We start from the raw sequence: 25,620 nt of genomic DNA, 5'->3' as shown, positions 1-25,620 counted from the left end.
CTCCCTCGCCCGGCCCTTCGACCGGGCGGACACGCGTACGGGCCCCTCCCGTACGGCTGCGTCTGCCGTGCCGGCGCACCCGATCCGGGTACGCCGTCACACGCCACGCCACGCCGATCGCCTGCGCCGCCCGCCCTCCACTCGCCGGACGTGCGGCGCGATCGCCGTGGGACCAGACTGCCTCCGCCGGGCCGAGCCCGCTGAGCGCTGTGGACGGCCACCCGCCTGTGGAAACTCCCGTGACCCGAACGAGTGGCCCACGTCGTTCCCATCCCCTCACCCACCCCCGCCGGCCTCACACCACTGCCGCCCCGGCCGACCTCACACCACTGCCGCCCCGGCCGGCCTCACACCGTCCCGGCCCCGGTCTGGACCACCCGCCCGTACTGCTCCCGCACCTCCCGGTACCGCAGCAGCTCCGCCGCCACCGGATCGAGCACCCGGGCCCGGCCGCAGCTGGACGCCGCCTCCCGCAGCCGCCGTTCCGCCTCCGTGCCGTACCGGCGTGCCGGCCCTCTGGCCGCCATCCGGCAGCCCCACTCCACGAGCGGCCCGCCGACGATCCCGCACACCATCAGCAGTACCGGCACCCCCAGGTTGGGTGCCATGAAGCCGGCGATCTGGCCCGCCAGCCACAGGCCTCCCACGACCTGCAGCAGGGTCATGGCCGCCTGGACCAGCACGGCCACCGGCCACCACCCCGGGCGCGGCGGCCGCCCCGGCGGCATCCCGGCCCGCGCCGCCAGCTCGTCCAGCGCCTCGGACAGCCCCTGGGAGCCGCGTGCGGCCGCCTCGCGCACCGCCGCCGCCCACGGCGTCGGCAGACCCGCCGAGGCCCGGTCGGCGACCGTACGGACCGCCTGTTCGACCCGCTGCCGGGCCGTGGCCTCCTCGTCCGTCTGGGCGCGCACCCGGACCCGGCCCGTCGTGGGTCCGCCACGGTCCTGGTACCAGCGCCACAGCCGCAGCCAGGGCGTGCCACAGGCGCGGTTGGCGTTGCGCAGCCAGGCGCGTTCGGCGGCCTCGCCGGCCGCGGTGGCGCCCACGGCGGCTGCGAGCCGGGCGGCGAACTCCTCCCGTGCCTCCTCGCTGAGGCCGACGCGCCGAGCGGTGGCGTAGACGGGCCGCAGCTCCTCCGCCGCGGTATCCACGTCGGCTGCGACCCGGCGGGCCGCCGCGCCGCGCTCCGTCACGAACTCGCCGAGCACCTCGCGCAGTTCACCGATGCCGTCGCCGGTGAGCGCGGACAGCGCGAGCACGGTGGCGCCCGGTTCGCCGTACTCGCCGAGCGCGACGCCGTCCTCGTCGAGCAGCCGGCGCAGATCGTCCAGGACCTGGTCGGCGGCCTCCCCGGGCAGCCGGTCGATCTGGTTGAGGACGACGAACATGACCTCCGCGTGGCCGGCCATGGGCCGCAGATAGCGCTCGTGCAGCACGGCGTCCGCGTACTTCTCGGGGTCGACCACCCAGATGACCGCGTCGACCAGCTTCAGGATCCGGTCGACCTGCGTACGGTGCTCCACGGCCGCGGAGTCGTGGTCGGGCAGGTCGATCAGGACCAGCCCGCGCAGCTGCCCCTCGGCCTCCGCGCTCTGCACGGGGCGCCTGCGCAGCCGGCCCGGGATGCCGAGCCGGTCGATGAGACTCGCCGCGCCGTCGCTCCAACTGCAGGCGATCGGGGCCGCGGTGGTCGGGCGTCGTACGCCGGTCTCCGAAATGGCCACTCCGGCGAGCGCGTTGAACAGCTGCGACTTTCCGCTGCCGGTGGCGCCCGCGATGGCGACGACGGTGTGCCGCCCGGAGAGCTTGCGGCGGGCGGTCGCCTCGTCCAGCACCCGGCCCGCCTCGGCGAGGGTGCGGGCGTCCAGGCGGGTGCGGGAGAGCCCGACGAGTTCGCGCAGGGCGTCGAGACGGGAGCGCAGGGGGCCGTCGTAGGCCAGGGGCGCGGGGATGTGGCTGCCCGAGCTGCGCGAGGGGCTGTCCAGTACGGAGGCACGCTCGGCGGCGAGGGCGGCGGCGGTGCTCTCCGTCACGCGCCGGGCGATGAGTCCGTCGTCCCAGGCGCCCTCGGATTCGGTGTCGGGGTCGGAGTCGCGATCCGCGTCGGAGGCTGGGCCGGGGGCCGGGTCGGGCGTGCCGCCGTCCTTGGGACGGGTGTGCGGCCCACTGCCGGCATAGGCTTCGGGGGTCTTCACGCGCGCGTGCGGCTCCCCGTCCCTGTTCGGCTCGGGTACGCGCGCGGGGGGCTCACTTTCCTTGCGCTTCTCGGGTACGCGCACGTGCGGGTCGCTCTCCGCGCGCTTCTCGGGTACGCGCGCGTGCAGCCCGCGGCCCGTCTCGGCGTCCCGTTCCGCGGCCCCGCCCTGGCCCCCGGCCCCGGCATGGGCCTCGGCCTCGGACTCGGACTCGCTCTCGGCCTTGGCGTCCGTACCGGCACCCGCCTCGGCACTGTGCCCCTCCGGGGCCGGGCCGCCCTGTCCCGGAAGGCCGTCCCCGGAACCGCCGGCCGCCGGCGGGAGGCTGTCGCCCAGCTCGCCCTTGCCCCCGAGGCCGGGCTCCACTCCCCCGGCCCCCTCCGCGTGCTCCATGCGTTCCATGTGATCCATGTGGTCCGTGTGGTCGTGGTCAGTGACGGCGGTCACCGGTCACCTCTCCTTCTGCAGTACGGACAGCGCGGCAATGAGTTCGGCCTGGGGCTCGGCCTGGACGTCCAGGGCGTCGAGCGGGGCGAGGCGCCGCTCGCGTTCGGCGTGGATGACGCGGTCGACGTGTTCGGCCAGCAGGCGTCCGGCCCGGTCGCGCAGCCGCAGCGCGCCGTGGGCGCTGATCCGCTCGGCGAGCCCCTCGCCCGCGTTGCGCGCCCGGCGCCCGCCCAGCAGCGCGGTGGCGACCAGGGCGGCGACGACCTCGGCGTCGGGCGCGATGCTGCGCTCGAGTTCCCGTACCTCGTCCTCGGCGTACTCCTCCAACTCGCGCCGCCAGCGCCGTACGGCGAGCCCGATGCGGTGCTCGGCGTTCTCCAGGGAGGGTTGCCGGTCGGCGAGCCCGGCGGCGCCCGCGGCGGGCTCGCGCCGCCAGGCCTCGTCGACGCGCTCGTCGGCGGCGGTGACGGAGCACAGGAGGAGCGCGGCCAGGCTCTCCACCAGGGAGTCCAGCAGCTCACCGGGAGTGCAGTCGAGAGGGAAGGCACGCCAGCGCTTGAGGGCGTCCCCGGCGAGCACGGCCCCGGACTGCAGCCGGCCGCGCACGCGCGCGTGCTCGCTGTCGTACGCGCTCTCGACGGCGGAGGTGAGCCGGAGGGCGGCCGCGTACTGGGCTGCGGCTGCACTGGCCAGCTCGGGCAGCCGCGACTTCAGCGAGTCGAGGAGGCCGTACGCCGTACGGGCCATGGCGCGCTGGCGGGCCGTCGAGTCCTGGGCATGATGGACGAGCCAGGTCCGCAGAGCTGCCACGGCGGTGGCCGGGAGCAGGCCGCCGCCCCAGGCCGACTCCGGCAGCTCCGGCACGGTGAAGCGGGGTACGTCGCCGAGGCCGGCCTTGGTGAGGAGGGCGCCGTACTGGCGGGAGACCTCGGAGACGACCTGATGGGGCACGCGGTCGAGGACGGTCACCAGGGTGACGTCGTACTCCTTGGCGGTGCGCAACAGATGCCAGGGGACGGCGTCGGCGTAGCGGGCGGCGGTGGTGACCATGACCCAGACATCTGCGGCGCAGATCAGCCGGGCGGCCAGGACACGGTTGTCGGCGATCAGGGAGTCGATGTCGGGGGCGTCCAGCAGGGCGAGCCCGCGCGGGAGGGTGTCGGCGGTCTCGACGCGCAGCACGCGCGCGTGGTTCTCGCCGGAGAGCAGGAGGTCGTCGCCCGCCTCCTGGTCCGGCACCCACACGCGGGTGAGGTCGGGGAGGACACGCATGCTGCTGAACCAGTGATGGTCCTCCGGATGGCAGACCAGCACCGGTGTGCGGGTCGTCGGCCGCAGCACGCCCGCCTCGCTGACCCGGCGCTGCACAAGGGAGTTCACGAGGGTCGATTTGCCGGCCCCGGTGGAGCCGCCCACGACGGCCAGCAGGGGCGCATCGGGCTCCCGCAGCCGGGGCAGCAGGTAGTCGTCTAGCTGCGCCAGGAGTTCGTCGCGGTTCGCACGCGCGCGTGGGGCCCCGGCCAGGGGCAGCGGAAAGCGTGCGGCGTCGACACGGTCGCGCAGCGCGGAGAGTGTGTCGAGCAGCTGAGGCCGTACGTCCAAGGTCACCACATGCGAAGAATGCCCAATTTTAGGGGAATTCTGAAGCATATGGACATCTCAGCGCGCCGATGGAACACATCGGATGTAAGGGATGACTGGGACACGGGCACAGTCCAGGCATAACGAGTGCACAACACCCTGTGCGTCAGGGGCCAAAAGCGGTGCACGATTCGTACCTGCCTGCGATTATCAGGACCGCTTCACCGAACCTCCACATCGAGCCACGGAGGCGAAGCATCCGGGTCAAGGAACGGGGAGCTTTATCCTTGTCCCGCACCAGGCCCCCGTAGCTCAGTGGATAGAGCAGGCGCCTTCTAAGCGCTTGGCCGCAGGTTCGAGTCCTGCCGGGGGCGCCAGCCGTCACCAGCAAAAACGCCCCAGAGGGGATCTCCCCTCCAGGGCGTTTCGTGTCTCTGACGGCAACGCTGACGGCAACGGGCCCGTCACTCGTCGTCGGCGAGCAGACTTCCCAGCTGATCCAGAGCGGCCCGCTTCTCGGTCATGTCGGCGTGCGCATAGATGTTCATGGTCACCTCCAGGGCGCTGTGCCCGACGATGTCGCGAACGATGTGCGGCGGGATACCGAGGCCGAGAAGCAGCGTCACGCAGGTATGCCGAAGGTCGTGGAAACGCACCCCCAGGCCCAGCCGCTCACGGATCGGGTAGAAGTGTCGGTTCAGGTTCCGGGGCTCGATCGGGGTCCCCCGCCTGGTGGTGAAGACCAGACCGGCTTCCCGCCACTGCTCCCCCGCTTCCTGGCGCTCCTCGGCCTGGCGCGCATGGTGCCGGCGGAGCGCGTCGACGCACACGACGGGAAGCGGTACGGGCCTCTCCGAGCGACGCGTCTTGGGCGCGGTCAGCGTCAGCTCACCATTGACCCGCTGCAGAGCCGTACGGATCTCCAGCGATCCCCCATCCAGGTCGACATCCGACCAGTGAAGCCCCAGCAACTCACCGCGCCGCAGCCCCAGGTACAGGGCCAGCACGTAGGCCGCACTCAGGCGGTCATCACGCACGTCGCCCAGGAGCATCTTGGCCTCGGCGACGGACAGGCCGCGGCCGACTCGGTACCGGGGAGTCTGTACCTGGACGAGCTTGGCGACGTTGCGCTGCACCAGCTCTTCACGCACCGCGTGCTGGAGGGCGTTCCGCAGCACCGCGTGAAGGTACTGGACCATGCGGGGAGACAGCCGACGCTCACAGCACCGCTTGGGGGTGGCGGCGCAGCAGCGGCGCGTAGCGGCCTGACGGGCGGCGTCGCGCTTCTGAGCACAGCACTGGCATGCCTGCCGAGCCCAGTCGAGGAAGAGGCGCACGTCCTTGGCGGTGAGCCGGGCCAGCTTCTTCTTGCCGAGCCGAGGGATGATGTACGCGTTGACGCACTTGCTGTAGCTGTAAACCGTCGACGGCCGCACCTTGTGGCTCACGATGTGCTCAAGCCAGTAGGTCAGGTAGGTGCCAAGGCTTTCCGTCGTGTCTGCCGCAGGGATGCCCTGATCGCTCTTCGCGAGCATCGGGCTCCGGCGATGACGGCTTGCACGAGGACGGCGTCCAGGCGGAGCGGGCGGGCGGACATCCTCATGACCGGCTCCGGGGGCCTCGGCCCAGGGCGCGAGCCACGGCGTCGCGGTCGGCGGTTGTGTAGGCGGTACGGACTCCGGAGATCGACAGCCCGGCCGCTTCAGCCAGTGAGGCCAGCGTGTAGGGCCGGGGGCCGGTGAACTCCCGTCCGTAGGCCAGGTAGGCGCGGATCTGCTGGTCCAACTGATCACGTGCCTCCCGCAGGGCAGCGAGCTGACCGAGGAAGTCGTCGGGGAGGAGGTCATCCAGCGCTGTCAGTGACTGGGGCATGAGAGGGCCTCTCCTTCTTCAGGCATGGCAGGGGTAGGGACCTGGCGCGAAAGCTGGTCGCGCCAACCGTGGAGCGAGGAGGTCAGACGGCGGCGGGAGCCGTCTTGGACAGCGCCGCCGGAGTTCCAGAGGTCCCGGTCAGCTCGGGCCGGAAGGGGGCCAGTTCGGGCAGGTCCGGGGTGCGCTGTGCGTGCCGGTTGCAGATGTTGACCGCCTGGCGCAGGGAGGTGTGCGGGGCACGGATGCGGTGCCAGCCGCCGGTGGAGTCTCCGGCGATGGCGATCCCTCGCATCTCGGCGGGGATCTGGATCGCGGCCAGGACGGCGTCCGGGGAGATGTCGCCGAAGGCCATCTTGGCTGAGGCTTCGTCGTTGACGCGGTGTGCGGTGCGGCCGGTGAGCTGGGCGCGGAGCATGGTGATGCCGTCGCCGAGTTCGGACCCGAAGCGCTGACCGCAGATCTCCAGATAGATGCCGGCGGCCCGGCCGAGCTGCGCGAGACGGACCAGGGCCCTAATGATCCGATCGCGGCGGGGGTCGTTCTTCTTCGTGCTCAGGGCGAGTTCGGCGACTTCATCGACCAGGACCACGACCGGGGTCGGGCGAAGGTGGTCGGGCAGGTCCCAGATGTCGGCGGCGATCTCCGCGTCCGGAACGGCCGAGGTGATGCGCTGCTCGGCGCGGATGAGCTGGTAGACGTCCTCCATGCGGGTCACGAGGGCATCAAGGAGTTCGGCGGCGGTGTCGGGGTTGTCGGCGAGCGCGGAGAACCGGCGGGCCAGCGGGAACAGCTCCACCCCCTGCTTGCAGTCGATCCCGACCAGAGCGACGTCCATCGGGGCGAGCCCGGCGACGAGGTTGCGTTGGTAGACGGACTTGCCCGACTCAGTGGCCCCCAGGGTCAGCGCGTGGGGTATCGCCCGGTAGTCGCGGTAATGCACGGAGCCGTCCTCACGCAGGGCGACCGGGACCCGCATCGGACGGACTTCGACCTTGGGGGGCATCTGCACCCGCTTGAGGACGTCGTAGCCGGTCATCCGAACCTCTACGACGCCGGAGCGCAGTTCCCGGCAGGTGACGCCGTACATCGAGAACGAGTGCCGCAGCCGGTCGGAGGCGGCGGCGATATCGAAGGCATCCTGGCCGGGCCGGAGCTTGAGCCGCAGGACCAGGCCGGTCCGGGTCGGCCGCAACCGGAGGATGCGCGGCGGCCGGGATTCCGGCACGGGCCGGTTCGTCATGCGGGCTAACGCCAGCCGCCAACGCGACGGCGGAACGGTCAAGCCGCAGGCGTCCATGACGGAGCCGTAGTGGACCAGGACCCGCAGCGCGGCGAGGGTGACGCCGAAGGTCAGCCAGTACCAGGCGGGACGCCGCCACCGCAGGAGACCCGCAGTGGCGACAACCAGCACCAGAGCGACCGTGAAGCCGGTCATGGTCAGGCCACCTTGGGCTTCGCGGCAGCGGCGGCGAGCGAGGTGACCGCGACGGCGCGGAAGGCGATGCCGTGCCGCTTCTGCCCGTTGAAGTCGTTCTCCCACGGGCGGGCGATAAGCCCGGTGAGCGCGACCGGCGTGCCCATGGTCAGCTCACCGGAGATACCGGGCTCGGGGACGGTGATGGACAGGATCTCGACCTCGTCGTTCGCCGCGAACATCACGTCCACGGTCATCAGCTTCGCGCCGGTCTCAGCGTCGGTGGCGATCTCGCCGCTACGGCGGTCCTTGAGCTTGATCTGCGGGGTCTTGGCGACCATCACGGTCGCGGCGGAGGTATCGACGGGGATCTGGCGCACAGCGGATCACTCCTCTATAGGGGCTGAACTCCACCACTCATGTACATGAGTGACATGAAGAAGAGTGCACCACTCCTGTACATGAGTCAACCCGCCACGAAGAAGAACTCGCGGCGGGCTGAGTGGAGTTGACTGCGTGTCAGTCTTCGGCGGGGATCCGGTACTCGAAAACGAACTGGTCAGCAGCCATGAGGGTGTCGCAGACCTCGACCACGCGCCCCTCGGTCGTACGAGCCTCACGGATCAGATGAACCAGTGGAGCACCAGCGCTCAGCGCAAGCTCCGAGGCCTCCGCCTTCGAGGCCGGACGCGCCTGGAGGGTCTCAACGAACTCGGCGAACTCGTGCCCGTGGTCTTCGAGTCGGGCGTAGATGCCACCACCGCCGGGGTTCTCGGCGAACAGCTCAGGGATGTCCTTCACGACGTCCCATGGGAGGTACGACGTCGCCGTCTCGACGGGGGTGCCGTTGCGGAAGTAGAGGCGACGGCGGGCAAGCACCTGGGTGCCGGCGGGGACGGCCAGTCGCCGGGCTGCATCCTCGGGGGCCTCCATGGGGCCGATGTACAGGACGCTCACCTTGGCCGTGGCGCCGGACTGCTCGGACTCAGCGAGGTAGGCGGCCTTGCCGCCCCTGCGATGCGAGCGCCGGAAGCGATCGGAGGACCGATGCCGCACCGGCGGGCGATCCTTCACGATCGAGCCCTTGCCGTGCCGGGTCTCCACGAGCCCGCTCGCACGCACCTCAACCATGGCCTTGCGGATCGTGCCGCCCGAGACGCCGTAGCGCTCGACCAGCTCGGACTCGCTCGGCACCATCTCACCAGGCTTGAGGACACCCGCCCGGATCTGCTGCACGATCTCCTCGGCGATCTGTACGTACCGAGGTACGGACCTCTCACCTCCTACCGCGGTTCCCATAGTCCTTCTCTTCCTCCTATGCTCCTGTACATGAGTAACAGCGCCCAGGAAGGCCAGTCAACGCCACTGCACTCCGTGTCCGTCGCCGGGGTCGTGGTACGCGAAGACGGCCGACTCCTGGCGATTCGCCGTGCGGACAACGGCACTTGGGAGCTGCCCGGCGGTGTACTCGAACTCGAGGAGACCCCGGAGGCCGGCGTCACCCGCGAGGTCCTGGAGGAGACCGGCATCCACGTCGAGGTGGACGAACTCACTGGCGTGTACAAGAACACGACCCGAGGCATCGTCGCCCTGGTCTTCAGGTGCAAGCCCTCTGGCGGCACCGAGCGCACGTCCAATGAGTCGACAGCCGTCGACTGGCTCACGCCCGAAGAGGTCGCAGAGCGCATGTCCGAGGTCTTCGCAGTCCGGCTCTTGGATGCCCTGGACGGCAACGGCCCGCACGTGAGGAGCCATGACGGACGGCGGCTCATCCCAGCGGGATAAGAGTTTCCCTACTTCATCAAGGGCCCGCGCGAGGCGCGGGCTGGCCCCTTGGGCCGGCCCCCACACGCCTTCGGCGCAGGGGCCGGCCCCTGGGGCCGCAGCGAGCTACGGCCCTGAGTCGAGACCTGGACTGGCAAGGCCACGGTCGGAACGATGCCTCCGGCGGGGGATCGGCCGACACCGGGCTGGAGGGGGCGCCGTCCCCGGCTGCGGGTCCGTAGGGGCGTGCGCGGGGTGCTCCCATCCCGTACGCCATCGACCCAGGCAGAGCCGAGCAGACGCGGCCCATGGCGTCCAGGTCGTTCGTACAGTGGCGCGCTCCACCTGGACGCCATGAACCACGCCTGCTCCACGGTGTGTGGGTCGACGGCGTACGGGATGGGAGCTGGGGAGGGGGTGTGTGAGGAAGTCGGTCGTCTGCGGTATCGAGGGCGGCAGCCCGTCGGCTTGACTCGGTTATTGGGACTGCAGCCCAGAGCCGCTACGCCGACCTACGTGGCTGGCCTGCCGTTTCCACCTTCCGGAGCGGCTCTGGGGCGCGCCGGTGCGAGCCGTAGGGGTCACTCGACCGCAGCCCGTCGACGCCGTTGGGCGTACCGATGCCGGTGGGGGCGTCGTAGCCCGGGCCCGCTGAGAAGGAGCCCGCGCTGCCGGTGGTGATGTCGTGGAAGTCCCGAGGGTGGGCGTAGGGGTAGGTGTTGGGGAAGGTGCCGGGGGCGGGGTTTCCGGCCAGGGCATACATGCCGGCGACCAGGGGGGCGGACACACTGGTGCCGCCGGCGACGAACCAGCCCGTGCCACCGCCGGGGGTGGGGGCCGTGTCGTACACAGCCAGGCCGGTGGCGGGATCCGCGACCGCGGAGACGTCGGCGATGGTGCGGTTGTTGGGGCAGATGGTGTCGTGCTGGAAGGGCGGCTTCGGTTCGAAGAGAGAACAGCCGCACCCGGTACCGCTCCAGGCGCTTTCCGTCCATCCGCGCCGGTTGTTCGCGCGGGTCAGCGTCGTGCCGCCCACCGCGGTGACATAGGGGGACGCGGGCGGGTACTGCGTTACGCCTCCGTGGTCACCCGAACCGAAGGTGAAGGCGATGCCGGGGTGGTTGAAGTGGAAATCGAAGTTCGTCTCGAACGAGGCCTCGGGGAAGACCCAGCTGTTGGAGATGAACTTCGCGCCCTGGGCGACGGCCTGGTCGACCGCGGGGAACAGGTCGGAGGCGAAGGCGCTGTCCGCTTCGACGACCAGGATGCGGCAGTTCGGGCAGGCGGCGCTCACCGCGTCCACGTCGATGGACTCCTCGAACGCCCAAGTCGGGTCGAAGGAGGACGGCAGGGTGGTTCCGCCGCGCTGGTTGATCACCCGGAGACAGCCGTTGGTCTTGGTGCACGCCGGCAGATGGAACTGGCGGCGGTAGACGGCCAGGTCGCTCTCCAAGTTGGGATCATGGTGGGCGATGGTGATCGCCACGGTACGGCGCTGACCGCTGCCGGACAGTTCGTAGGCGCTGCGGATGTCATCAGGGCTGAGGCCGGGCGGCTTCGCCCTCGGCAGGAGGGACGGGAGGGGTTTCAGATCGGTGCGGACCATCGCCAGACAACTTGCTTGGTCGAAAGAAGAGTGCTGGGTGCAGACGAGCCGGGAAGTCGGCCGGGAATCCTTGGCCGAGGGGCGGGCGTGCGCGGTCACCGGCGCGGCCGCCAGGCCCGTCAAGGTCAGCACCACGGCCGCCAGCACCCGGAACGCACGGGAACCATGCATGGCATTCCTCCGGGGCCGGACGGTGTCCCCTTTCAGGCAGGCTGTCGCCGCCGAACATCCGGGTCCGCGGCGCCACCCGTCCCGTCGCGGTGTCACCACCGGTCCGCGCACCCCGTCACGGCGTCTGCCGCGGATCCACTGTCATCAGACGTCCACCGCACGGAACGCGAACGACACTTGACGGCCCGTCGAATGACGCACTGATCCACCCGTACGGCAGACGGCAATACGCGCACGTCCGGCAGGCAGCTCCGGTGGCGGGGGATGAAGCTCTCTCCTCTGGCGTCGAGGGCCATGATCCGGCATTCTCCGGGGCCGTCTCTGGGCCGTGCGAGGGCAGCCAACAACGACAGACGACGACGGCTTTCCCACTGGTCAGAGGTGCCGCATCGGGTACCACCGAAGGTGTTCATCCGCGAAGCCATGTTGAGGAACAACAGATGAGCCTCAGCAATCGTCACTTCACTGCTGAGGCTCGGACGAGCCGATCTAGGTAAACGCCCGAAATCAATGAACTGCCCGCCGATGGTTCCTACCCAGACTTTACAGACGCTTTATTGGGAGGGTGAATTTCCGTCAGAAGTGCGCAAATTGAGAGAGCGCAAGAAATCGGCAGTGGGGTTCGCAAATGACACCAGATAGAGATTCTCGAAGAAGGGGAGGAAGGGAGCATTCCTTATTTCCCTCTCCGCGCGCGCATACGGTTCCAGTGCTGTCCAAACTTGCCTGACGCGGAAATGCAAAACGCTAAGCGCCAAATCTGAGTCGACCAGGCCAAGGGCAACCATTGCTCCAATGTACTCATAGCTGAAGGCCACGTTGCGTGTCATCGTACGCACCGGCTCGGGCAGAGAATCCATGCCAACAACAGGCTCATGCTCCTGTGCAAGCCGCGTCAGAACGTAATGCTGGTCTCTCTGGAAATCTCTGTCCCGAATGTTATGCAGGGCCACATCAAGCAGCATGGTCATGTGGCTGGTTGAGCGTGCCTGGCGTAGCTGCCAAAGCGTGGCGAATCCCGAGAGCCCTAATGCTACAAGCGAAATAGCGAGTGACAAGGCGTTGTACATATCGAGCCCCTCCCTCCCCCGAAGGAGTGTCCCGGAGGAAAGGGCTCTCCACCAAGAGGCGAGATTCAGCTGCACAGCCCGTGGGGTGTACGCGACGCCAGTGAATGCTGCCCTCTTGCCGGCACCCCTGCTCCATGACCCCCACGACACGATCGGACCGTGCTGTAAAGCAGCGAAGTACTGCGCCCCCAACAGCGAGCGCCCCATATCAGCTCTCACGATCAACCTGTATGACCTCCGTTTACCGATCCCCGTAGAGCTACGGATCAGAAGGCTTCTGACATCCAAGGGTGACATCAACGGCACCGAACGGAGGCGCACACCGGCGGTTCTGCTCGACCGTGGCACCAGTCGACGGCCGCAGTCGCAGCTGGCTTGAATCGAACTCCAAATGCGGTGGTCACACGGCGGCGCCGCCGACGGCGGTGACGGCAGTGCTGACGGCAACGACGGCGGACGGCAGCGGCACTCGGCGGCCGGGCACGGGGCCGGCATAGGACGATCGGACCGCCCCACCAAGGCGTGCCCACATCTTCTAAGCGCTTGGCCGCAGGTTCGAGTCCTGCCGGGGGCGCCACCCCTCGCCCTCCCGCTCGGGAGGGCTTTTTGCTGGTCAGCGCGGGTTCCAGCCGACACGGCGAAGCCCCGGGCACTCCCACGACGATCAAGGGAAGACTCCGGGGCCGTCCGGCTGTCACCGGGTTTTCGCGGGTGGCCGTGGCGAATACGTGCCGAAGTTCTCGGCCGGGAATGAGTCAGCCGGCGTCCGGCAGCTCGGGGAGATCACCCGCGGCTTCGAGCCGACGCTTGAGATCAGGAAGCTGCCCCTCGACGCGGGCGGGATGCCGTCGTCGAGCTGCTTGCCGATCTCTGGGGTCGCCGTGTGGATCAACAGCTCGCACCACTGATCGTCGGCATCCGGGCCGGGCAGCGTCACGTCCTTCACGCATATGGCCATGACTTCCTCGGGCGTGGGCCGCAGTACTACAGGGTGGCGAAGAAGGCGTGCGCCGTTCGCGAGTACCGGCCGTGAGTGGCGTGGGTTGCGAGAAGGAGGAGCTGTGCGGCGCCTCGCTGTCGACCAAGGCCCTTTAGGCTGTTCAGCGTAGTCCGGCGCAAGCCGGGAAGCGGAGCGAAGAGATGTGAGCGACGACGCGCAGGAGCTTGCCGACGTGCAGTGGCAGCACTGGCAGAACACCTACACCGCCCATCCGGGCATGTACGGCGATCAGCCTTCCACGGCCGCTGTCCACGCTGCCGAGACGTTCCGATCGGCCGGAGCTCATGACGTGCTGGAGCTGGGAGCCGGACAGGGCCGCGACGCCCTCTTCTTCGCTCGTGAGGGCTTCACCGTCCAGGCCACCGACTTCAGCCCCGTCGGACTGGAGCAAATGCGGGACGCCGCCCATTCCCAAGGAGTCGAGCATCGGGTGACGACCGCCGTGCACGACGTGCGGGATCCGCTGCCGCTGTCCGACGCGTCGGTGGACGCAGTCTTCGCGCACATGCTGCTGTGCATGGCCCTGTCGACCAAGGAGATCCATGCCCTGGTCGGCGAGGTCAGCCGCGTACTGAGGCCGGGCGGGGTATTCGTCTACACCGTCCGTCACACCGGCGACGCCCACTACGGTGCCGGCACCCCGCACGGTGACGACATCTTCGAGCACGGCGGCTTCGCGGTGCACTTCTTCCCCCGTCACCTTGTCGACTCGCTCGCTGAGGGATGGACTCTCAACGAGGTGCATGATTTCGAAGAAGGTGAATTGCCCCGCCGCCTGTGGCGCGTCACGCAGACCTTGCCCCGGTGAGCGCCGTCCCGATCCCCGCAGCCGACATCACCGTCGACGGCACTGACCCGGCCGCGTAACGCTGTAACCACGGGGAAGAGCTACGGATCAAAAGGTTGCAGCAGGCGAAGACGCCGGGTCGTCGGCGTCCTGGACAGAGGCCGCGAACGCCTCGGGGCCCTGCTCCGCCGCCGCAGGGTCCATCCACATGACCTGCCAGCCGTGGCCGTCGAGGTCGAAGAAGCTGCGTGAGTACATGAAGCCGTAGTCCTCGGCGTCATCCGCCTTGGAGCCGCCCGCCGCGAGTGCAGCGGCGCTGACCGTATCGACCTCATCGCGGGATGACATGCTGAAGCAGTACAGCGCCAGCGTGTGCGTGGTGGGATCGGCCAGCGGCAGTTTCGCGAACTCCGCGAACTTCTCGCGGCTGAGCAGCATGACGAAGGCGTGCTCGCCGACCGGCATGCAGGCTGCGCTCTCGTCGGTGAACTTCGGGTTGAAGCCAAATCCGAGATTCGCGAAGAACGCCTTGCTGCGCTCGAGGTTTGCTACGGGGATGTTCACGAACAGCATGCGGCCGGGGTGCGCGGAAGTGGTCATGGTGGGTCTCCGGTCAGTAGCTCGATGGCGTACGTCCTGGTAGACCGGCCCGGCCGGCGGAACTCATCGGTGGATTTTCGCCGGCTGCCCGAACAGCAGACAGCAGCGGACGAGTACGGACGTCTGCGGACCGTCGGCGCAGGTGAGAACTACACCAGCCCAAGGCCGAGTCCTGCCGGGAGCGCGCCGGTGGGATCAGCGGCCGGCAGAGATTCCTCGTCAGCACGGTCGTGCCCCGGACGGGGCATCGGGAAGGCTTTGCGCCGCTCAGGACGCTCAGGGGCACTCAGGGACGCCCGGGACAGTCAGGACGCGGCCGAGGCCGGCTCGCGGAGCATGAACACGTCGACCGGGTCCTCGGTCTCGAGGGTGAAGCCGTGCCGCTCGTACAGCCGCCGGGCCGGACTGCCCTGCAGCACCTGCAGCCGGACCGGGGTGCCGTCACGGTCACACCGCTCCAGCAGCTCGCGCAGTACGGCCCCGCCGATGCCGCTGCCCTGCAGGCGTGGGGCCAGGTAGAAGTGTTCCAGCCAGTGGGCGTCCTCGGCCGGGCGCAGCGCGACACAGCCGGCGAACGCGCCGCCCGTCTCGATCACCCAGGTGTGCGCCGGCACGAACCTGTCCCTCAGCCGCTGCCGCACCCGCCGCTCGTCGTAGCGCCCGAGCCGCTCCAGATCCGCCCGCATCACCACGGCCCGCAGCTCGGCCAGCGGCTCGACGTCCGCCATCGACGCCGGTCGTATCTCCCAGTCCGCCATGATCACCAGGCTATCGCGCGCCGCACTGCACGGTTCTGACGGAGCAGCGATGGCCTGGGCTGCCTCAGCATCCGCCCGGGCCTCCCACCCGAGACCCACTCGCACCGTCACCAGCTCCGTCCCCACCACCCGCACCACCGCCGCGTCGAGCACCCGCAGCGGGTGCCGGCGGCCGAGGCGGCGCCGGGCGGGCCCCGGACACGGCTCGGCCCCCGCTCAGGGCGACACAGCCTCAGATACGGCTCGGCCTCCGCTCAGGCCGCCAGTTCCGCGCCTCCCTCGTCCTCTTCCGCGCGTTCCGCCGCCGCCCGCGCCGCCAGTGCGTTCGCCGCCGCGTTGAAGCGCTCCATGGAGGTGGGGTGGTCCGGGCCGAGGACGTACTCCTTGAGGGTGCGGCGGTCGAGGGTCATCGGGTCGGTGTACGGAGCCCGGACCGCGTTCAGGATCTCCGGGAGGCGGGTGCACTCGCGGTCGAGGAGGTAGGCGCCGCCCGCGGTGGTGTAGGCGGCCCGGAACTCGTCGTCGGGCAGGTCGTGGGCGTTGGTGAGGACGTACGGCTTGAGGCTGGCCACGAAGTCGGCGACGACCGAGGAGACGTCGCTGATGAGGATGTCCGCCTGGTCGAAGCACTCGTAGAGGGCGGGCAGCTGCTTGAGGATCACGTTGTGGCGGACCGGGCCCCGGCTCGCCCAGAAGATCCGGTGCCACTCGGCGCGCAGCTCCTGCCACTCGGCCGCCCCCGCGCGGTCGGGCACCCGGGCCTCGCGCAGCTGCTCGGCGTCGTCGCCGCCGAGCCGGCCGGCCAGCTCGTCGAGGCGGGCCTGTATCTCCTGCAGCCGGGGCTTCGCCGCGGCGACCGCGGCCTCCGCCTCCGCTGCGCCGCGCTGCTCGTTGTCGGCCCGCAGCAGCTCGCGGATCGCCTTGTCGGCCGCGGCCGCCTCGGCGGAGCGCTTGCCGGTGAGCGGGTGCGGCTTGTAGACGACCCGGACGTTCTGCGCGAGGAGCTGCTCGATCAGGGGTACGCCCATCGGGATCAGCGAGGTGTGGCAGTCGTCGTCGCTCCAGCCCTCCCAGGTGGGCGCGTAGAGGACGACGGGGAGCGGTCCGGGTGTGTGCTCGGCGTGCAGGCGGATCGGGGAGAGCTGCGGGCGGCCCACCTCGACGATGGCGCTGTCGCTGATGGCGTGCCGGACCCGCTGGTAGCGGTCGCGGCCCGCGCGGCCGGCCACCCAGATCTCGTCGTACACCTTGCTGACCCGGTTGCTGCTGGCGAGCTTGTCGCTGTCGCCGTGACCGATGAAGACGTGCTTGGCCTCGGCCACCCGCAGCATGTGCACGTTCTTGCCCGCGTTGCCCGGGTAGAGGACGACCCGGACGCCGGACAGCTCCAGTTCGGCCAGGTCGTCGGCCTTGGGGACGCAGACCACCGGGATCCAGGTGCGGCTGAGATAGCGGAACGAGGCCCGCTCCCGAAGGATGATGACGGGGCGCAGGTCGAGCTGCTCCAGCGTCTCGATCCACATGTTGACCTGGTACATGAAGTCCCGGGAGACGGAGGCGAAGCTGAAGTACAGCGCCACCTCGGGCCGGTATCCGTCGAGTTGGCGGTTGACCTCGGCGAACACCTCGTCCCGGGCGGGCATGCGGCGGACCCTGCGGTACTGGCCCAGCAGCGCGAGGACACCCGCCACGGTCACACCGACGGTGAGCGCGAAGCCGGTGTACGCAGGTTCCCAGGTCCCCGCGGCCAGCGCGGCGAGGAGGCCGGCGTGGGCGGGCAGGTCCAGGTGGAGGAGCTTGCGCAGGAAGCGCCGGTAGAGGACGGCGGGCGGCTGCTTCGGGACGGGCAGCCCGCTCATGTCGAGGTTGCGCACGACCAGCGGCAGCACCCGGCGCCGGCGGATCGCGTGATGCACCGCCGTGTACAGCATCATCATCGCGAAGTGGGCGCTGAAGACGGCGAGCGCGGCCACCAGCACCTCGTCCGGCGCATCCATCCGGCTGGCCAGCGCGAGCAGCATCACCGTGCGGACGGCGAACCGCAGCGGGCGGGTGAGCTGCAGCGTCGCCAGCCTGCGCACGAAGCCCGGAGCCCTGGAGTGCAGCACCTCGTCCGCGAGATACGTCACCGCCGACGCCGCGGCGAAGCCCCACAGGGACGGCAGCAGCGCGAAGACGGGCAGCGCGGCGAAGCCGGCACCGAGCAGGAGTACGAGGAGCAGGTCGGCCGCCCCGCGCACGCGCAGGACACCACACAACCGACGGATCGTCATGAGCAGGATTCCTCTTCCGGGATGGCAGGCGCGTGGTGGGGCAAACGCCGCTGTTCGCCAGTTCGACGTAAGAAGAGGGTGAAGAGTTGTACACCAGGAAGAAAGAAGCAGTTCACGTTCCGTTTGGCTGGTGTACGGCGCCCGGCTCCCGCTCCGGACCTGCCGGTACAGTCGCCGCGGGGAAGGGAGAGACGACGTGCGACTTCGCTGCGCGGTACTGGACGACTTCCAGGGGGTGGCCACCGAGTCGGCCGACTGGTCGGTGATCGAGGATCAGGTGGAGGTCGTCGCACTGCGCGAGCACCTCGACGGCGAGGACGCCCTCGCCACGGCCCTCGCCGACTACGACATCGTCGTCACCCTGCGCGAACGCGTCCCGTTCCCCGGTTCGTTGATCGCCCGCCTCCCGCGGCTGAGGCTGCTCGTCGCCTCGGGGATGCGCAACAGCGTCATCGACTACGCCGCCGCCGAGGCGCACGGCGTCACCGTGTGCGGTACGGCGAGTGCGTCGACGCCTCCCGTGGAGCTGACCTGGGCGCTGCTGCTGGGCCTGGCCCGCGGGATCGTCGAGGAGAGCGAGGCGCTGCGCTCCGGCGGGCCCTGGCAGTCCACCGTCGGCGCCGACCTGCACGGCCGCCGGCTCGGGCTGCTCGGGCTCGGGAAGATCGGCGGCCGGGTGGCGCAGGTCGGGCTCGCCTTCGGCATGCGGGTCGCAGCCTGGAGCCAGAACCTGACCAAGGAACGGGCCGGGGAGGTGGGCGTGGAACTCGCCGCCTCCAAGGAGGACCTGCTGACCACCAGCGACTTCGTCTCCGTGCACCTGGCCCTGGGCGACCGCACCCGGGGCCTCGTCGGCGCCGCCGAACTGGCTCTGATGAAGCCGACCGCCTACCTGGTCAACACCTCCCGCGCGGCGATCGTGGACCAGGACGCCCTGCTGGCCGCGCTCCACGAGGGCCGGATCGCGGGCGCCGGTGTCGACGTCTTCGACGTCGAGCCGCTGCCCGCGGACCACCCGATGCGCACCGCACCCCGCCTCCTCGCCACACCCCACCTGGGCTATGTGTCCCGGGCCAACTACGCGACGTACTACGGCCAGGCGGTGGAGGACATCCAGGCCTACCTCGCGGGTTCTCCGGTACGACGGCTGCCCTGACGTCCCGTCGCACGACGGCCGGACCGGCACGGACCAGCGCTTGACGCACCGTCAACCAGTCACCGGACGCCGGTAGATCCCCTCGCTCCGGTGCAGATGGTGGAGGTCCACCAGATGGCGTCGGAGCGTCACATGGTCGATCTCGTCGGAGTCCTCGCACCAGGCACGCAGGCGCTCGTTCACGACACGCTCCGGGTACTCGACGCCCGGCTCGAAGGTCCGCTCGGCGATGTGCCGCAGTACCAGCTTCTTCCGGGTCCACTGGGCGGGCAGCCGTACCAGCCGCCCGTCCCGGACGAAGGTGTCCAGGACGGAGTCCGTCCCGTCCCCGGCCCGTGGCGTCGGCCGCTCCCGGCGGGCCACCTCGCGGAACAGGTCGTAGGAGACGGCCGGTCCGCCCTGCGCGCCGTCCGTCACCACGCCCTGTTCGCGCAGCCGCAGCAGCGCCAGCGCCGTGTCCTTCGCCGACAGCCCGGCCACCTCGGCGATCCGCTCGGGGCTGTCCGCGCCCAGTGCCACGGCGGCGAGGACGCGCAGCCGGCTCCTCTCGGCCAGCAGCCCGATCAACTGCCGGGCCCGCTCGGTCGTGTCTGCGCCGGCGTCGGTATCGGTGTCGATGTCGGTGGTCATGACCGGAGGTTAGGGGGACGGCCGCACCGGACGCCTCCCATTAACTCTGGCCTGAACCGCTCCTCTTGTTAAAAGAGTGATCCCCCGTTGATCACCGTGACCAGCCCAGGACCGCGCCGTTGAACGCGAAGTGCGGTGGCTGGTCCTGCCACCGCATCCACCGAGCAACAAAAGGAGAACGTGATGTCTCGCATCGCGAAAGCAGCCGCCGTCGCTCTCGGCGCCGGTGCCGTGGTGATCAGCGGGGCCGGTCTGGCCCTGGCCGACGCGAGCGCCCAGGGCGGGGCCGCCGACTCGCCCGGCGTCCTGTCCGGCAACGTGGTCCAGGTTCCCGTCCACGTGCCCGTGAACCTGTGCGGGAACACGGTCAACCTGATCGCCCTGCTGAACCCCGCCTTCGGCAACGGCTGCGCCAACCCGAACAACGCCACCACCCCGGGCACCCCGGGCGCCCCGGGCACTCCCGCCACTCCGACCACCCCCAAGGCCCCGGGCACGCCCACCACCCCCAAGGCTCCGACCACGCCCAAGGCTCCGACCACGCCCACCACCCCCAAGGCCCCGGGCACCCCCGCCACACCGACCACCCCCAAGGCCCCTGGCACCCCCACCACCCCGACCACCCCCAAGGCCCCGACCACCCCCAAGGCTCCAACCACGCCCACCACCCCCAAGGCCCCGGGCACCCCCAAGGCCCCGGCCCCCGGCAGTTACGGCAACTGAGCCGAGCGCACGGAGGAGAGCCCCGGCATCTCGAGCGCCGGGGCCTCTCCATGCCGCCACACGGCTCACACGTAGCGGTAGATCCGGCTCATGTCCTCCAGCCCGTCCGGCGTCACACTCCAGGGCGGCAGCTTCTGATGCCGGGAGACGATCCGCTGGTGCTGCCGGTCGGCCGGGCCGGGCGGGTCCGCGGGCAGATAGCGGTGGCTGCGGTGGGCGCGCTGCCACCGGTACCACTGCAGGTCCAGGAAGGCGTGGTGCAGCCAGAACACCGGGTCGTTGACCGAGGCGCCGCCGAGCATCGCGCCGCCGACCCAGCGGTGCACCCGGTTGTGGTTGCGCCAGGAGGTGCTGCCGCTGCCGGTCCCCCAGCCCTCCAGCTTGTTGCGGAAGCCCCGGGTGACCGTGGAGTCCCAGGGCCGGACGTCGTAGACGGGGTCGTCGAGGGCCCACTTCAGCTCGCTCTTGGTGGGCAGCGCGATGGGGGCGGCGGAGCGGCCCAGGTCCCGGGTGAGGAACCTGCCGTCCGTGATCCCCTCCTTGATGGTCCAGTGGCCCGCCGAGTAGGCGAACGGACCGGTCATCACCTGCCGGTCGGAGCGCCGCCCGTTGCCGCCGAGCAGATCCTTCGTCCAGGGCACGGACGTCTTCGTACGGTCCCGGGTCCAATCCCAGTACGGCACCGTCACCGAGGAGTCCACGCGGCGCAGTGCCCGTTCCAGATCCAGCACGAACCTGCGGTGCCAGGGCAGGAAGGAGGGGGCCATGTGGGCGGTGCGCAGGCCGTCCTCGCCGTCGACGGTGTAGTAGTCGATGTGCAGGCGCACGAACTCGTCGTACTCACCGCGCCGTTTGAGCTCCAGCAGGGCGTTCACGAACCGTCGGCGCTCGGTGCGGGTGAGCGTGCGGACGTCCTTACGCACGTACGCCATACACACCCCCCAAGTCCAGATGTCCCGCCGCCGGCGCACCACCGACCGGACCCGGGGCGAGGTCGCGCAGCCGCTGGCCGGGGCCCATCTCGTCGACGGCGGCGCGGGTCGCCTCCAGCGGGGTGCGGTACGAGCTGTAGTGGTCGACCATGCTCAGCCAGGTGCCGTCGGCCCGGCGCATCAGATGCAGCGGGCGGCCGTCGACGGTCACCTGCCATTCGCTCTCGGGCGTGGCACGTCCGGCGAGCGGCACCAGGATGCCCAGGATGCGGCGGCCCCGGTAGGTCTCGTCGAAGGAACAGTCCTCGGAGCCGTCCGCCGAGGGGACCGGGCGGGAGGCGGCGACGACCGGCGCCAGCGCCAGGGCGGCAGCCGAGGCCAGCAGTCCCCGCGTCATCTCCCTCCGCGTCACTCTCCCCGCGCCCGCTCTGACCTGCTGTTCCGTCCCCACCGCCACGCCATCGACACCGACGACCATCGCGCTCTCCTCGTCCGGGATCAGATGTCCGTACGGATAACCGTCGGAACACGGACGGGGTCACCGGCACAGGGCCATCCGGTGGTGGGTGCGACGGTCTCCGCACCGTCGGCTACAGGCCCGAGCCCGTGCCCAGGTCGGCGCCGGGGACGGTCTGCAGGGCCGGGGCGATGACGCCGGCCTGGGGGAGCTTGAGGTCCGGGAGGCCGAAGTTGTCCGGGTTGGGCTGGGTCAGGGGAGCGTCGAGCGCCAGGCCGGGGCCGAGGGTGCGCAGGTCGGAGGCGGGTGCGCCCACGCCGACGTGGTCGAGGCCGTCACCGAGGACGTGCGGCAGGGGTGTCCTGAGGTCCGCGCCCGGCAGGGCACCGGTCACCGGCAGCTGGGGCAGCGCCCGCTCGGGCAGCAGCCGGCCGGTGACGTACCGCGGCCCGTCGGGGGCGCCCGGCGTCAGCAGCGGTACCTCCAGACCGGCTTTGGGCACCTCCATGTTCAGGGAGTCGGAGACGCCTTCCAGCGGCACCGGGACGGGGACCGCACCGACCGCGGCGGCGGGGCCGGCGGCCCCCACGACGGCCGCGACGCCCGTGACGACTGCGGCAAGGGTTCCTCGGGTGGTCGACTTCATTGCAGGTACGGGCCCTTTCAGGATGCGGAGGGTTCGACGTCCGTACCGCGTAACGAGCCGGAAAACGCCATCAGCGCACATTTCGCCCGGGCGCAGCAATTGTCGGCTCGTCACTCATCAGCCGTTCATTCATCAGCTCGTCATTCATCAGCTGGTCCAGAAGTCCCACCATCGCGTCAGTACGAGCATTCCGACGACACCGACGTGCAGGAGCGGAAGCAGCCAGGTGAACTCCGCGAAGAAGGTCCTGAGCCATCCGGGGGCGGGCAGGAACCCGTTTTCGAAGACGAGCGAGGTGGCGTACCAGAACATGACGATCGTGGCGACCCACGCCAGACAGCACCACAGGCACAGTGCGTTGATCCGGTACAGCGACTGAAACTGCAGCCAGGTGCAGAACCCCACGCCGAACAGGCACCCGGCCTCGAACAGCAGCCAGTACCAGCCGGGGAACCGGGCGTCGGCCAGCAGGCTCACGCCGACGCAGACGACGATGCCGTAGGCCACCAGGCCCAGCATCGGGTTGGGGAACCCGAAGGCCGAGGCCTGGTCGCTCTTCATCACGCTGCCGCAGGACACCACCGGGTTCAGACTGCACCCGGGGACGAAGTTCGGGTTCTCCAGCAGCTTGAACTTGTCGAGGGTGATGACCCAGGAAGCGAGCAGTCCGGCCGCCCCGGTGATCACCAGCAGCAGCCCGAACCCCCTGCCGCCGGCCAGGGTCCGGGGCATCAGCGGCGCAGGCTGCGAGCCGGCAGGACGATGTGCGCGGCGGCCTTCAGGGTCTCGTCCGCACCGGCGAAGGCGGCCAGCGCGGCGGGCTCGACGGGCTTGCCGGGCTGGCCCTCGGGCCAGGCGCGGGTCGTGAAGACCAGGTAGGCGTGGCCGCGCTTGGCCACGGCGGCGAGCCACTCCGGCGGTGCGTCGGCCTGGGCGACCAGCTGCGGCATGTTGAGGACGGCCTGGCCGGCCTCGACGAGCAGGGTGACGGGCAGACTCGGCTTGCTGGTGCCGTCGACCAGGTCACCGCCGACCGGCAGGCCGTTGTCCTCCAGCAGCCGCTCGACCGCGGCGGCGGTGGCCTCCGGGCCGCCCTCGGCGTCCCCGAGGGAGTAGACCAGCAGGTAGGGCATGTCACTGCCGTCGGGTGCCTCGCCGCTCCAGGGAAGGACGACGAGCGTGCCGAGGGCGGCGGCGCGGAAGGGGCGGGCTTCACTTGAGGTTGAGGTCACCGCGCGACCTTATCGACGGGGTGTGGCGCGGCCCGGCGGCTTCTCACTCATACGGACCAGCGCCCGGGGCCGCTCCACACGATCGAGGGAAGGGGTCTCGAACCTCAGCTCTGCAGGGGCAGGCCGCCGAGCAACGGGTTGTGCTGGTTCAGGGCATTGGTGGCGCCCTTGACGGTGCTGAGCACGGAGTCCTTGTTCTCGGTGTTGAGCGCGTCCGACTGGTGCTTCAGTGGCATGACGTCGTTCAGGGTGAAGCCGCCCTTGGAGAGCGTGTTCACGGCGCCGTTGAGGCTGGTGGGCGTGAGGTCGGCGGTGCTGTGGGCGGCGAACGCGGGCGCGGCGACGCCGACAAGGGCCACGGAACCGGCAACGACAGCGGCAGCCTTCAGGGACTTCATCCTGTTCCTTTCTTCGGCGACTCAGGTCACCCCAGGGAATTCTGACGCCGTGCCTAACGACTTCCCTCCGGGCCGGAAACCCCGCGCCCAGAAGACATATGAGATCCCCTTCCCGCCGGTGGACAGCGCTCGGCCGTCGTGCCCGACGGTGACGACGGGCGCGACGGCCGAGGCAGCGGGGGTCGCGCGGATCAGCCGGTGGGCAGCGCCGGGTCCGCCGGCAGGCTGGGCAGGGGCAGGGGCAGGGGCAGGCCGTCGAGGGTCGAGGCGATCAGGTCGACCAGGTCGCTCACGGCTCCGGTGGCGGTGGCCAGCAGCCCGTCGAGGTTGGAGGTGACGGCCTGGAGCAACGCATCGATCGCGTTCTGCAGGTCGTCGGTGAGGTCGCGGGCCTGGGTGGCCTTGACGTCGCTCTTGGCGAACGTGGTCAGCAGGGGCGCGGCCGAGGCGGGGGGCATGCTCGGTGTGGCAGGCATGCTCGGTGCGGCAGGCACGGTCGGCGCGCCCACGCTCGGGTCGACCGGCAGGGACGGGGCGGCGGGCTGGCTCGGCGAGGCCGACGTGCTCGGCGAGGCGGACGTGCTCGGCGAGGCGGACGTATTCGGTGTGGCCGGAGCGGTGTTCGTCGCAGGGGCCGTGGGAGTCGTCGGCGAGGTGGGCGAAGCCGAAGCCGTGGGAGTCGCCGGGGAGGTGGGCGTGGCCGGCGTCGTCGGCGCTGCCGCGGCGGCCTTCGCGATGGCCTCCTTGGCCGCGTCGCCGAGCTTCCGTGCCTGGTCGGGGGTCAGCCGGCCCTTCTGGAGGGACTGGTCGAGCAGGTCGACGACCGGGTTGAGCACGGGGTCGACATTGCGCAGGGACCTGACCTGGGCGAGCAGCGCATCGGCGCCGGGGATCGCCGAGTGGGAGCCGGCGTGGGTGCGCTCCCTGGCCGAGTCGGCGGCGACGGCGGCGGGGCCGGCGATGCCGACCAGGAGGGCGGCGCAGAGGGTGGTGGACGCGAGACGCCGCACGGGCAGCACACGCATGGGGGTTCCTTTCGGTGGGGCAGGGGCCTGAGCCCACCGTTGAACCAGCCGTGACGTTCCGCAACCGCTCGCCTACCTGGCGTGAACCATCCGAGGGAGACCTGAACCGGCCGTCCACCCGCGGACGATGCGCGGGTGGACGGCCGGCCCGAAGGGCTGCGCCCCGACGTCAGCCGTTGGCGCAGTTGTTGCCGAACGCCGGGTTCAGCAGACCGATGACGTTGACACTGTCGCCGCAGACGTTGACCGGCACGTGGACCGGGACCTGGACGACGTTGCCCGACGCCACGCCCGGCGAGTCGGAGGCGGTGCCGAGCGCGCCGGAGTCGGCGGCAGCCACACCGGCACCGCCGGCGACGGCCGCGATGGCGGCGGAGGTCAGAACCAGACCCTTCGCGATACGCGACATGGAGAAGAGCTCCTTGGAATCGACACGAACATCCGGGCGGGATACCCGGCGCTGTGTCAACGCACGGCAGCCCTTGGCGGTTGTGCCGCCAAAGGGGTGATCCCCTCCAGAAGTAGCCTTCACGATTCCAGCACATATGTCCGGGTTTCACCACGACCGTCGCGCTCAGCAACCGCGTGCCGCGGTGGTGACCAGCCGGGCTTCCGGCTCGCGTCCCGGCCGGGACGCGCCGTGTACCGGCGCGCTCTTCCGTCACCGTGGACGCGCGGGCATGACGCGCGTACCCACCCGTATGCACCCGAGCGCCCCCATGAGCGAGGTAACCCGCGAAATGCACCAGTCGGCACCCGACTTCCGGCCGCGGGTCCTGCATCTCGCGCAACCCGTCGACGGCGGGGTCGCCCGGGGCGTACTGGACCTCGTGCGGGCCCGGCTCGCGGCCGGTCTGCGAGTCACGGTCGACCGTCCCGGCGG

At 70.4% G+C, this 25,620-nt stretch carries 26 protein-coding genes and 1 tRNA gene; 5 read left to right on the top strand and 22 right to left on the bottom strand.

All coding sequences use genetic code 11. From position 1 onward, the window contains the following. Positions 1-347 precede the first annotated feature (347 nt). Both ACIF83_RS01760 and ACIF83_RS01755 read right to left on the bottom strand, forming a co-directional pair. Complete coding sequence (locus ACIF83_RS01760; protein WP_399722760.1) at positions 348-2,642, bottom strand: GTPase; 2,295 nt, start codon at positions 2,640-2,642, stop codon at positions 348-350. 3 nt (positions 2,643-2,645) lie between these two features. Further along, positions 2,646-4,253 (bottom strand): dynamin family protein, encoded by a 1,608-nt coding sequence (locus tag ACIF83_RS01755; RefSeq protein WP_393464628.1) that lies wholly within the window; start codon positions 4,251-4,253, stop codon positions 2,646-2,648. 271 nt (positions 4,254-4,524) lie between these two features. Here ACIF83_RS01755 and ACIF83_RS01750 point away from each other — a divergent pair. Next, positions 4,525-4,600: transfer RNA gene (locus tag ACIF83_RS01750), tRNA-Arg, on the top strand. 87 nt (positions 4,601-4,687) lie between these two features. Here ACIF83_RS01750 and ACIF83_RS01745 read toward each other — a convergent pair. The 5 genes from ACIF83_RS01745 to ACIF83_RS01725 all read right to left on the bottom strand — a co-directional run bounded on the left by ACIF83_RS01745 (position 4,688) and on the right by ACIF83_RS01725 (position 8,808). Further along, positions 4,688-5,758, bottom strand: coding sequence for a tyrosine-type recombinase/integrase (locus ACIF83_RS01745; protein WP_399722757.1), 1,071 nt, complete (start codon positions 5,756-5,758; stop codon positions 4,688-4,690). 64 nt (positions 5,759-5,822) lie between these two features. Beyond that, positions 5,823-6,095, bottom strand: coding sequence for a hypothetical protein (locus ACIF83_RS01740; RefSeq protein ID WP_384462486.1), 273 nt, complete (start codon positions 6,093-6,095; stop codon positions 5,823-5,825). 82 nt (positions 6,096-6,177) lie between these two features. Further along, entirely contained in the window at positions 6,178-7,530 is a 1,353-nt protein-coding gene (locus ACIF83_RS01735) for an FtsK/SpoIIIE domain-containing protein (RefSeq protein ID WP_399722755.1), read from the bottom strand. A gap of 2 nt (positions 7,531-7,532) precedes the next feature. Then, on the bottom strand, positions 7,533-7,889 hold the full coding sequence (locus ACIF83_RS01730) for a hypothetical protein (protein ID WP_399722753.1): 357 nt from the start codon (positions 7,887-7,889) through the stop codon (positions 7,533-7,535). 139 nt (positions 7,890-8,028) lie between these two features. Then, the gene (locus tag ACIF83_RS01725; RefSeq protein ID WP_389174924.1) at positions 8,029-8,808 is read right to left on the bottom strand and encodes a GntR family transcriptional regulator; all 780 of its coding nucleotides are present in this window, start codon (positions 8,806-8,808) and stop codon (positions 8,029-8,031) included. An 18-nt stretch (positions 8,809-8,826) separates the two neighbouring features. Here ACIF83_RS01725 and ACIF83_RS01720 point away from each other — a divergent pair, with 18 nt between their 5' ends. Continuing rightward, positions 8,827-9,294: an NUDIX hydrolase gene (locus ACIF83_RS01720; RefSeq protein ID WP_399722750.1), complete on the top strand. Its 468-nt coding sequence runs from the start codon at positions 8,827-8,829 to the stop codon at positions 9,292-9,294. A 481-nt stretch (positions 9,295-9,775) separates the two neighbouring features. On the opposite strand, the gene ACIF83_RS01715 is transcribed toward ACIF83_RS01720, so the two are convergent. From ACIF83_RS01715 to ACIF83_RS01705, 3 genes are all read right to left on the bottom strand, one after another. Then, positions 9,776-11,050, bottom strand: coding sequence for a peptidase S8 (locus tag ACIF83_RS01715; protein WP_399722748.1), 1,275 nt, complete (start codon positions 11,048-11,050; stop codon positions 9,776-9,778). A 554-nt stretch (positions 11,051-11,604) separates the two neighbouring features. Next, the gene (locus ACIF83_RS01710) at positions 11,605-12,120 is read right to left on the bottom strand and encodes a hypothetical protein (RefSeq protein WP_399722746.1); all 516 of its coding nucleotides are present in this window, start codon (positions 12,118-12,120) and stop codon (positions 11,605-11,607) included. A 694-nt stretch (positions 12,121-12,814) separates the two neighbouring features. Beyond that, positions 12,815-13,066 (bottom strand): hypothetical protein, encoded by a 252-nt coding sequence (locus ACIF83_RS01705; protein WP_393464496.1) that lies wholly within the window; start codon positions 13,064-13,066, stop codon positions 12,815-12,817. 196 nt (positions 13,067-13,262) lie between these two features. Here ACIF83_RS01705 and ACIF83_RS01700 point away from each other — a divergent pair, with 196 nt between their 5' ends. After that, positions 13,263-13,928, top strand: coding sequence for a class I SAM-dependent methyltransferase (locus ACIF83_RS01700; RefSeq protein WP_393464493.1), 666 nt, complete (start codon positions 13,263-13,265; stop codon positions 13,926-13,928). 87 nt (positions 13,929-14,015) lie between these two features. Here the strand turns inward: ACIF83_RS01700 and ACIF83_RS01695 are convergent, their stop codons facing one another. The 3 genes from ACIF83_RS01695 to ACIF83_RS01685 all read right to left on the bottom strand — a co-directional run bounded on the left by ACIF83_RS01695 (position 14,016) and on the right by ACIF83_RS01685 (position 17,538). Further along, a complete protein-coding gene (locus ACIF83_RS01695) occupies positions 14,016-14,507 on the bottom strand; it encodes a VOC family protein (protein ID WP_399722743.1) in 492 nt (163 codons plus the stop codon). 305 nt (positions 14,508-14,812) lie between these two features. Then, on the bottom strand, positions 14,813-15,265 hold the full coding sequence (locus tag ACIF83_RS01690; protein WP_399722741.1) for a GNAT family N-acetyltransferase: 453 nt from the start codon (positions 15,263-15,265) through the stop codon (positions 14,813-14,815). Between the two features lie 254 nt (positions 15,266-15,519). Next, positions 15,520-17,538 (bottom strand): hypothetical protein, encoded by a 2,019-nt coding sequence (locus tag ACIF83_RS01685; protein WP_393464484.1) that lies wholly within the window; start codon positions 17,536-17,538, stop codon positions 15,520-15,522. A gap of 196 nt (positions 17,539-17,734) precedes the next feature. On the opposite strand from ACIF83_RS01685, the gene ACIF83_RS01680 reads away from it, so the two are divergent. Next, a complete protein-coding gene (locus ACIF83_RS01680) occupies positions 17,735-18,694 on the top strand; it encodes a D-2-hydroxyacid dehydrogenase family protein (RefSeq protein WP_398138901.1) in 960 nt (319 codons plus the stop codon). Between the two features lie 51 nt (positions 18,695-18,745). On the opposite strand, the gene ACIF83_RS01675 is transcribed toward ACIF83_RS01680, so the two are convergent. Continuing rightward, positions 18,746-19,324, bottom strand: a complete 579-nt coding sequence (locus ACIF83_RS01675; protein WP_393464478.1) for a DUF2087 domain-containing protein — start codon at positions 19,322-19,324, stop codon at positions 18,746-18,748. Between the two features lie 183 nt (positions 19,325-19,507). Here ACIF83_RS01675 and ACIF83_RS01670 point away from each other — a divergent pair, with 183 nt between their 5' ends. Next, the gene (locus ACIF83_RS01670; RefSeq protein WP_399722739.1) at positions 19,508-20,047 is read left to right on the top strand and encodes a chaplin; all 540 of its coding nucleotides are present in this window, start codon (positions 19,508-19,510) and stop codon (positions 20,045-20,047) included. Between the two features lie 65 nt (positions 20,048-20,112). Here the strand turns inward: ACIF83_RS01670 and ACIF83_RS01665 are convergent, their stop codons facing one another. From ACIF83_RS01665 to ACIF83_RS01630, 8 genes are all read right to left on the bottom strand, one after another. After that, the gene (locus ACIF83_RS01665; RefSeq protein ID WP_393464473.1) at positions 20,113-20,979 is read right to left on the bottom strand and encodes a tyrosinase family protein; all 867 of its coding nucleotides are present in this window, start codon (positions 20,977-20,979) and stop codon (positions 20,113-20,115) included. After that, positions 20,963-21,457 (bottom strand): tyrosinase cofactor, encoded by a 495-nt coding sequence (locus tag ACIF83_RS01660; protein WP_398138905.1) that lies wholly within the window; start codon positions 21,455-21,457, stop codon positions 20,963-20,965. The genes ACIF83_RS01665 and ACIF83_RS01660 overlap by 17 nt, the downstream gene beginning before the upstream one ends. 112 nt (positions 21,458-21,569) lie before the next feature. Further along, the gene (locus tag ACIF83_RS01655) at positions 21,570-22,082 is read right to left on the bottom strand and encodes a hypothetical protein (RefSeq protein WP_398138906.1); all 513 of its coding nucleotides are present in this window, start codon (positions 22,080-22,082) and stop codon (positions 21,570-21,572) included. Between the two features lie 147 nt (positions 22,083-22,229). Then, on the bottom strand, positions 22,230-22,814 hold the full coding sequence (locus tag ACIF83_RS01650) for a vitamin K epoxide reductase family protein (RefSeq protein WP_393464464.1): 585 nt from the start codon (positions 22,812-22,814) through the stop codon (positions 22,230-22,232). Then, positions 22,814-23,314 carry a DUF5949 family protein gene (locus ACIF83_RS01645; RefSeq protein ID WP_398138907.1) on the bottom strand — a complete coding sequence of 167 codons (501 nt, stop codon included), beginning with the start codon at positions 23,312-23,314 and terminating at the stop codon, positions 22,814-22,816. The genes ACIF83_RS01650 and ACIF83_RS01645 overlap by 1 nt, the downstream gene beginning before the upstream one ends. A 104-nt stretch (positions 23,315-23,418) precedes the next feature. Further along, positions 23,419-23,712: a hypothetical protein gene (locus ACIF83_RS01640; protein WP_393464459.1), complete on the bottom strand. Its 294-nt coding sequence runs from the start codon at positions 23,710-23,712 to the stop codon at positions 23,419-23,421. 191 nt (positions 23,713-23,903) lie between these two features. Beyond that, positions 23,904-24,737, bottom strand: a complete 834-nt coding sequence (locus ACIF83_RS01635) for a hypothetical protein (RefSeq protein WP_399722735.1) — start codon at positions 24,735-24,737, stop codon at positions 23,904-23,906. Between the two features lie 169 nt (positions 24,738-24,906). Further along, positions 24,907-25,146, bottom strand: a complete 240-nt coding sequence (locus ACIF83_RS01630) for a chaplin (protein WP_393464453.1) — start codon at positions 25,144-25,146, stop codon at positions 24,907-24,909. Between the last annotated feature and the right edge of the window lie 474 nt (positions 25,147-25,620).

This window comes from Streptomyces sp. NPDC085866 (assembly GCF_044541035.1).
Lineage (GTDB): Bacteria > Actinomycetota > Actinomycetes > Streptomycetales > Streptomycetaceae > Streptomyces.
The sequence above is the reverse complement of the archived record's forward strand: the minus strand, read 5'-3'. Positions and strand labels throughout refer to the sequence as shown.

Excerpts from the sequence above, each read along its gene's own strand:
- ACIF83_RS01690 (WP_399722741.1), bottom strand. The coding sequence starts at position 15,265 with ATGGCGGACTGGGAGATACGACCGGCGTCGATGGCGGACGTCGAGCCG.
- ACIF83_RS01725 (WP_389174924.1), bottom strand. The coding sequence starts at position 8,808 with ATGGGAACCGCGGTAGGAGGTGAGAGGTCCGTACCTCGGTACGTACAG.
- ACIF83_RS01685 (WP_393464484.1), bottom strand. The coding sequence starts at position 17,538 with ATGACGATCCGTCGGTTGTGTGGTGTCCTGCGCGTGCGCGGGGCGGCC.
- ACIF83_RS01745 (WP_399722757.1), bottom strand. The coding sequence starts at position 5,758 with ATGCTCGCGAAGAGCGATCAGGGCATCCCTGCGGCAGACACGACGGAA.
- ACIF83_RS01630 (WP_393464453.1), bottom strand. The coding sequence starts at position 25,146 with ATGTCGCGTATCGCGAAGGGTCTGGTTCTGACCTCCGCCGCCATCGCG.
- ACIF83_RS01715 (WP_399722748.1), bottom strand. The coding sequence starts at position 11,050 with ATGCATGGTTCCCGTGCGTTCCGGGTGCTGGCGGCCGTGGTGCTGACC.
- ACIF83_RS01735 (WP_399722755.1), bottom strand. The coding sequence starts at position 7,530 with ATGACCGGCTTCACGGTCGCTCTGGTGCTGGTTGTCGCCACTGCGGGT.
- ACIF83_RS01635 (WP_399722735.1), bottom strand. The coding sequence starts at position 24,737 with ATGCGTGTGCTGCCCGTGCGGCGTCTCGCGTCCACCACCCTCTGCGCC.
- ACIF83_RS01740 (WP_384462486.1), bottom strand. The coding sequence starts at position 6,095 with ATGCCCCAGTCACTGACAGCGCTGGATGACCTCCTCCCCGACGACTTC.
- ACIF83_RS01665 (WP_393464473.1), bottom strand. The coding sequence starts at position 20,979 with ATGGCGTACGTGCGTAAGGACGTCCGCACGCTCACCCGCACCGAGCGC.
- ACIF83_RS01650 (WP_393464464.1), bottom strand. The coding sequence starts at position 22,814 with ATGCCCCGGACCCTGGCCGGCGGCAGGGGGTTCGGGCTGCTGCTGGTG.
- ACIF83_RS01710 (WP_399722746.1), bottom strand. The coding sequence starts at position 12,120 with ATGTACAACGCCTTGTCACTCGCTATTTCGCTTGTAGCATTAGGGCTC.
- ACIF83_RS01670 (WP_399722739.1), top strand. The coding sequence starts at position 19,508 with ATGTCTCGCATCGCGAAAGCAGCCGCCGTCGCTCTCGGCGCCGGTGCC.
- ACIF83_RS01640 (WP_393464459.1), bottom strand. The coding sequence starts at position 23,712 with ATGAAGTCCCTGAAGGCTGCCGCTGTCGTTGCCGGTTCCGTGGCCCTT.
- ACIF83_RS01695 (WP_399722743.1), bottom strand. The coding sequence starts at position 14,507 with ATGACCACTTCCGCGCACCCCGGCCGCATGCTGTTCGTGAACATCCCC.
- ACIF83_RS01655 (WP_398138906.1), bottom strand. The coding sequence starts at position 22,082 with ATGAAGTCGACCACCCGAGGAACCCTTGCCGCAGTCGTCACGGGCGTC.
- ACIF83_RS01660 (WP_398138905.1), bottom strand. The coding sequence starts at position 21,457 with ATGGTCGTCGGTGTCGATGGCGTGGCGGTGGGGACGGAACAGCAGGTC.
- ACIF83_RS01675 (WP_393464478.1), bottom strand. The coding sequence starts at position 19,324 with ATGACCACCGACATCGACACCGATACCGACGCCGGCGCAGACACGACC.
- ACIF83_RS01720 (WP_399722750.1), top strand. The coding sequence starts at position 8,827 with ATGCTCCTGTACATGAGTAACAGCGCCCAGGAAGGCCAGTCAACGCCA.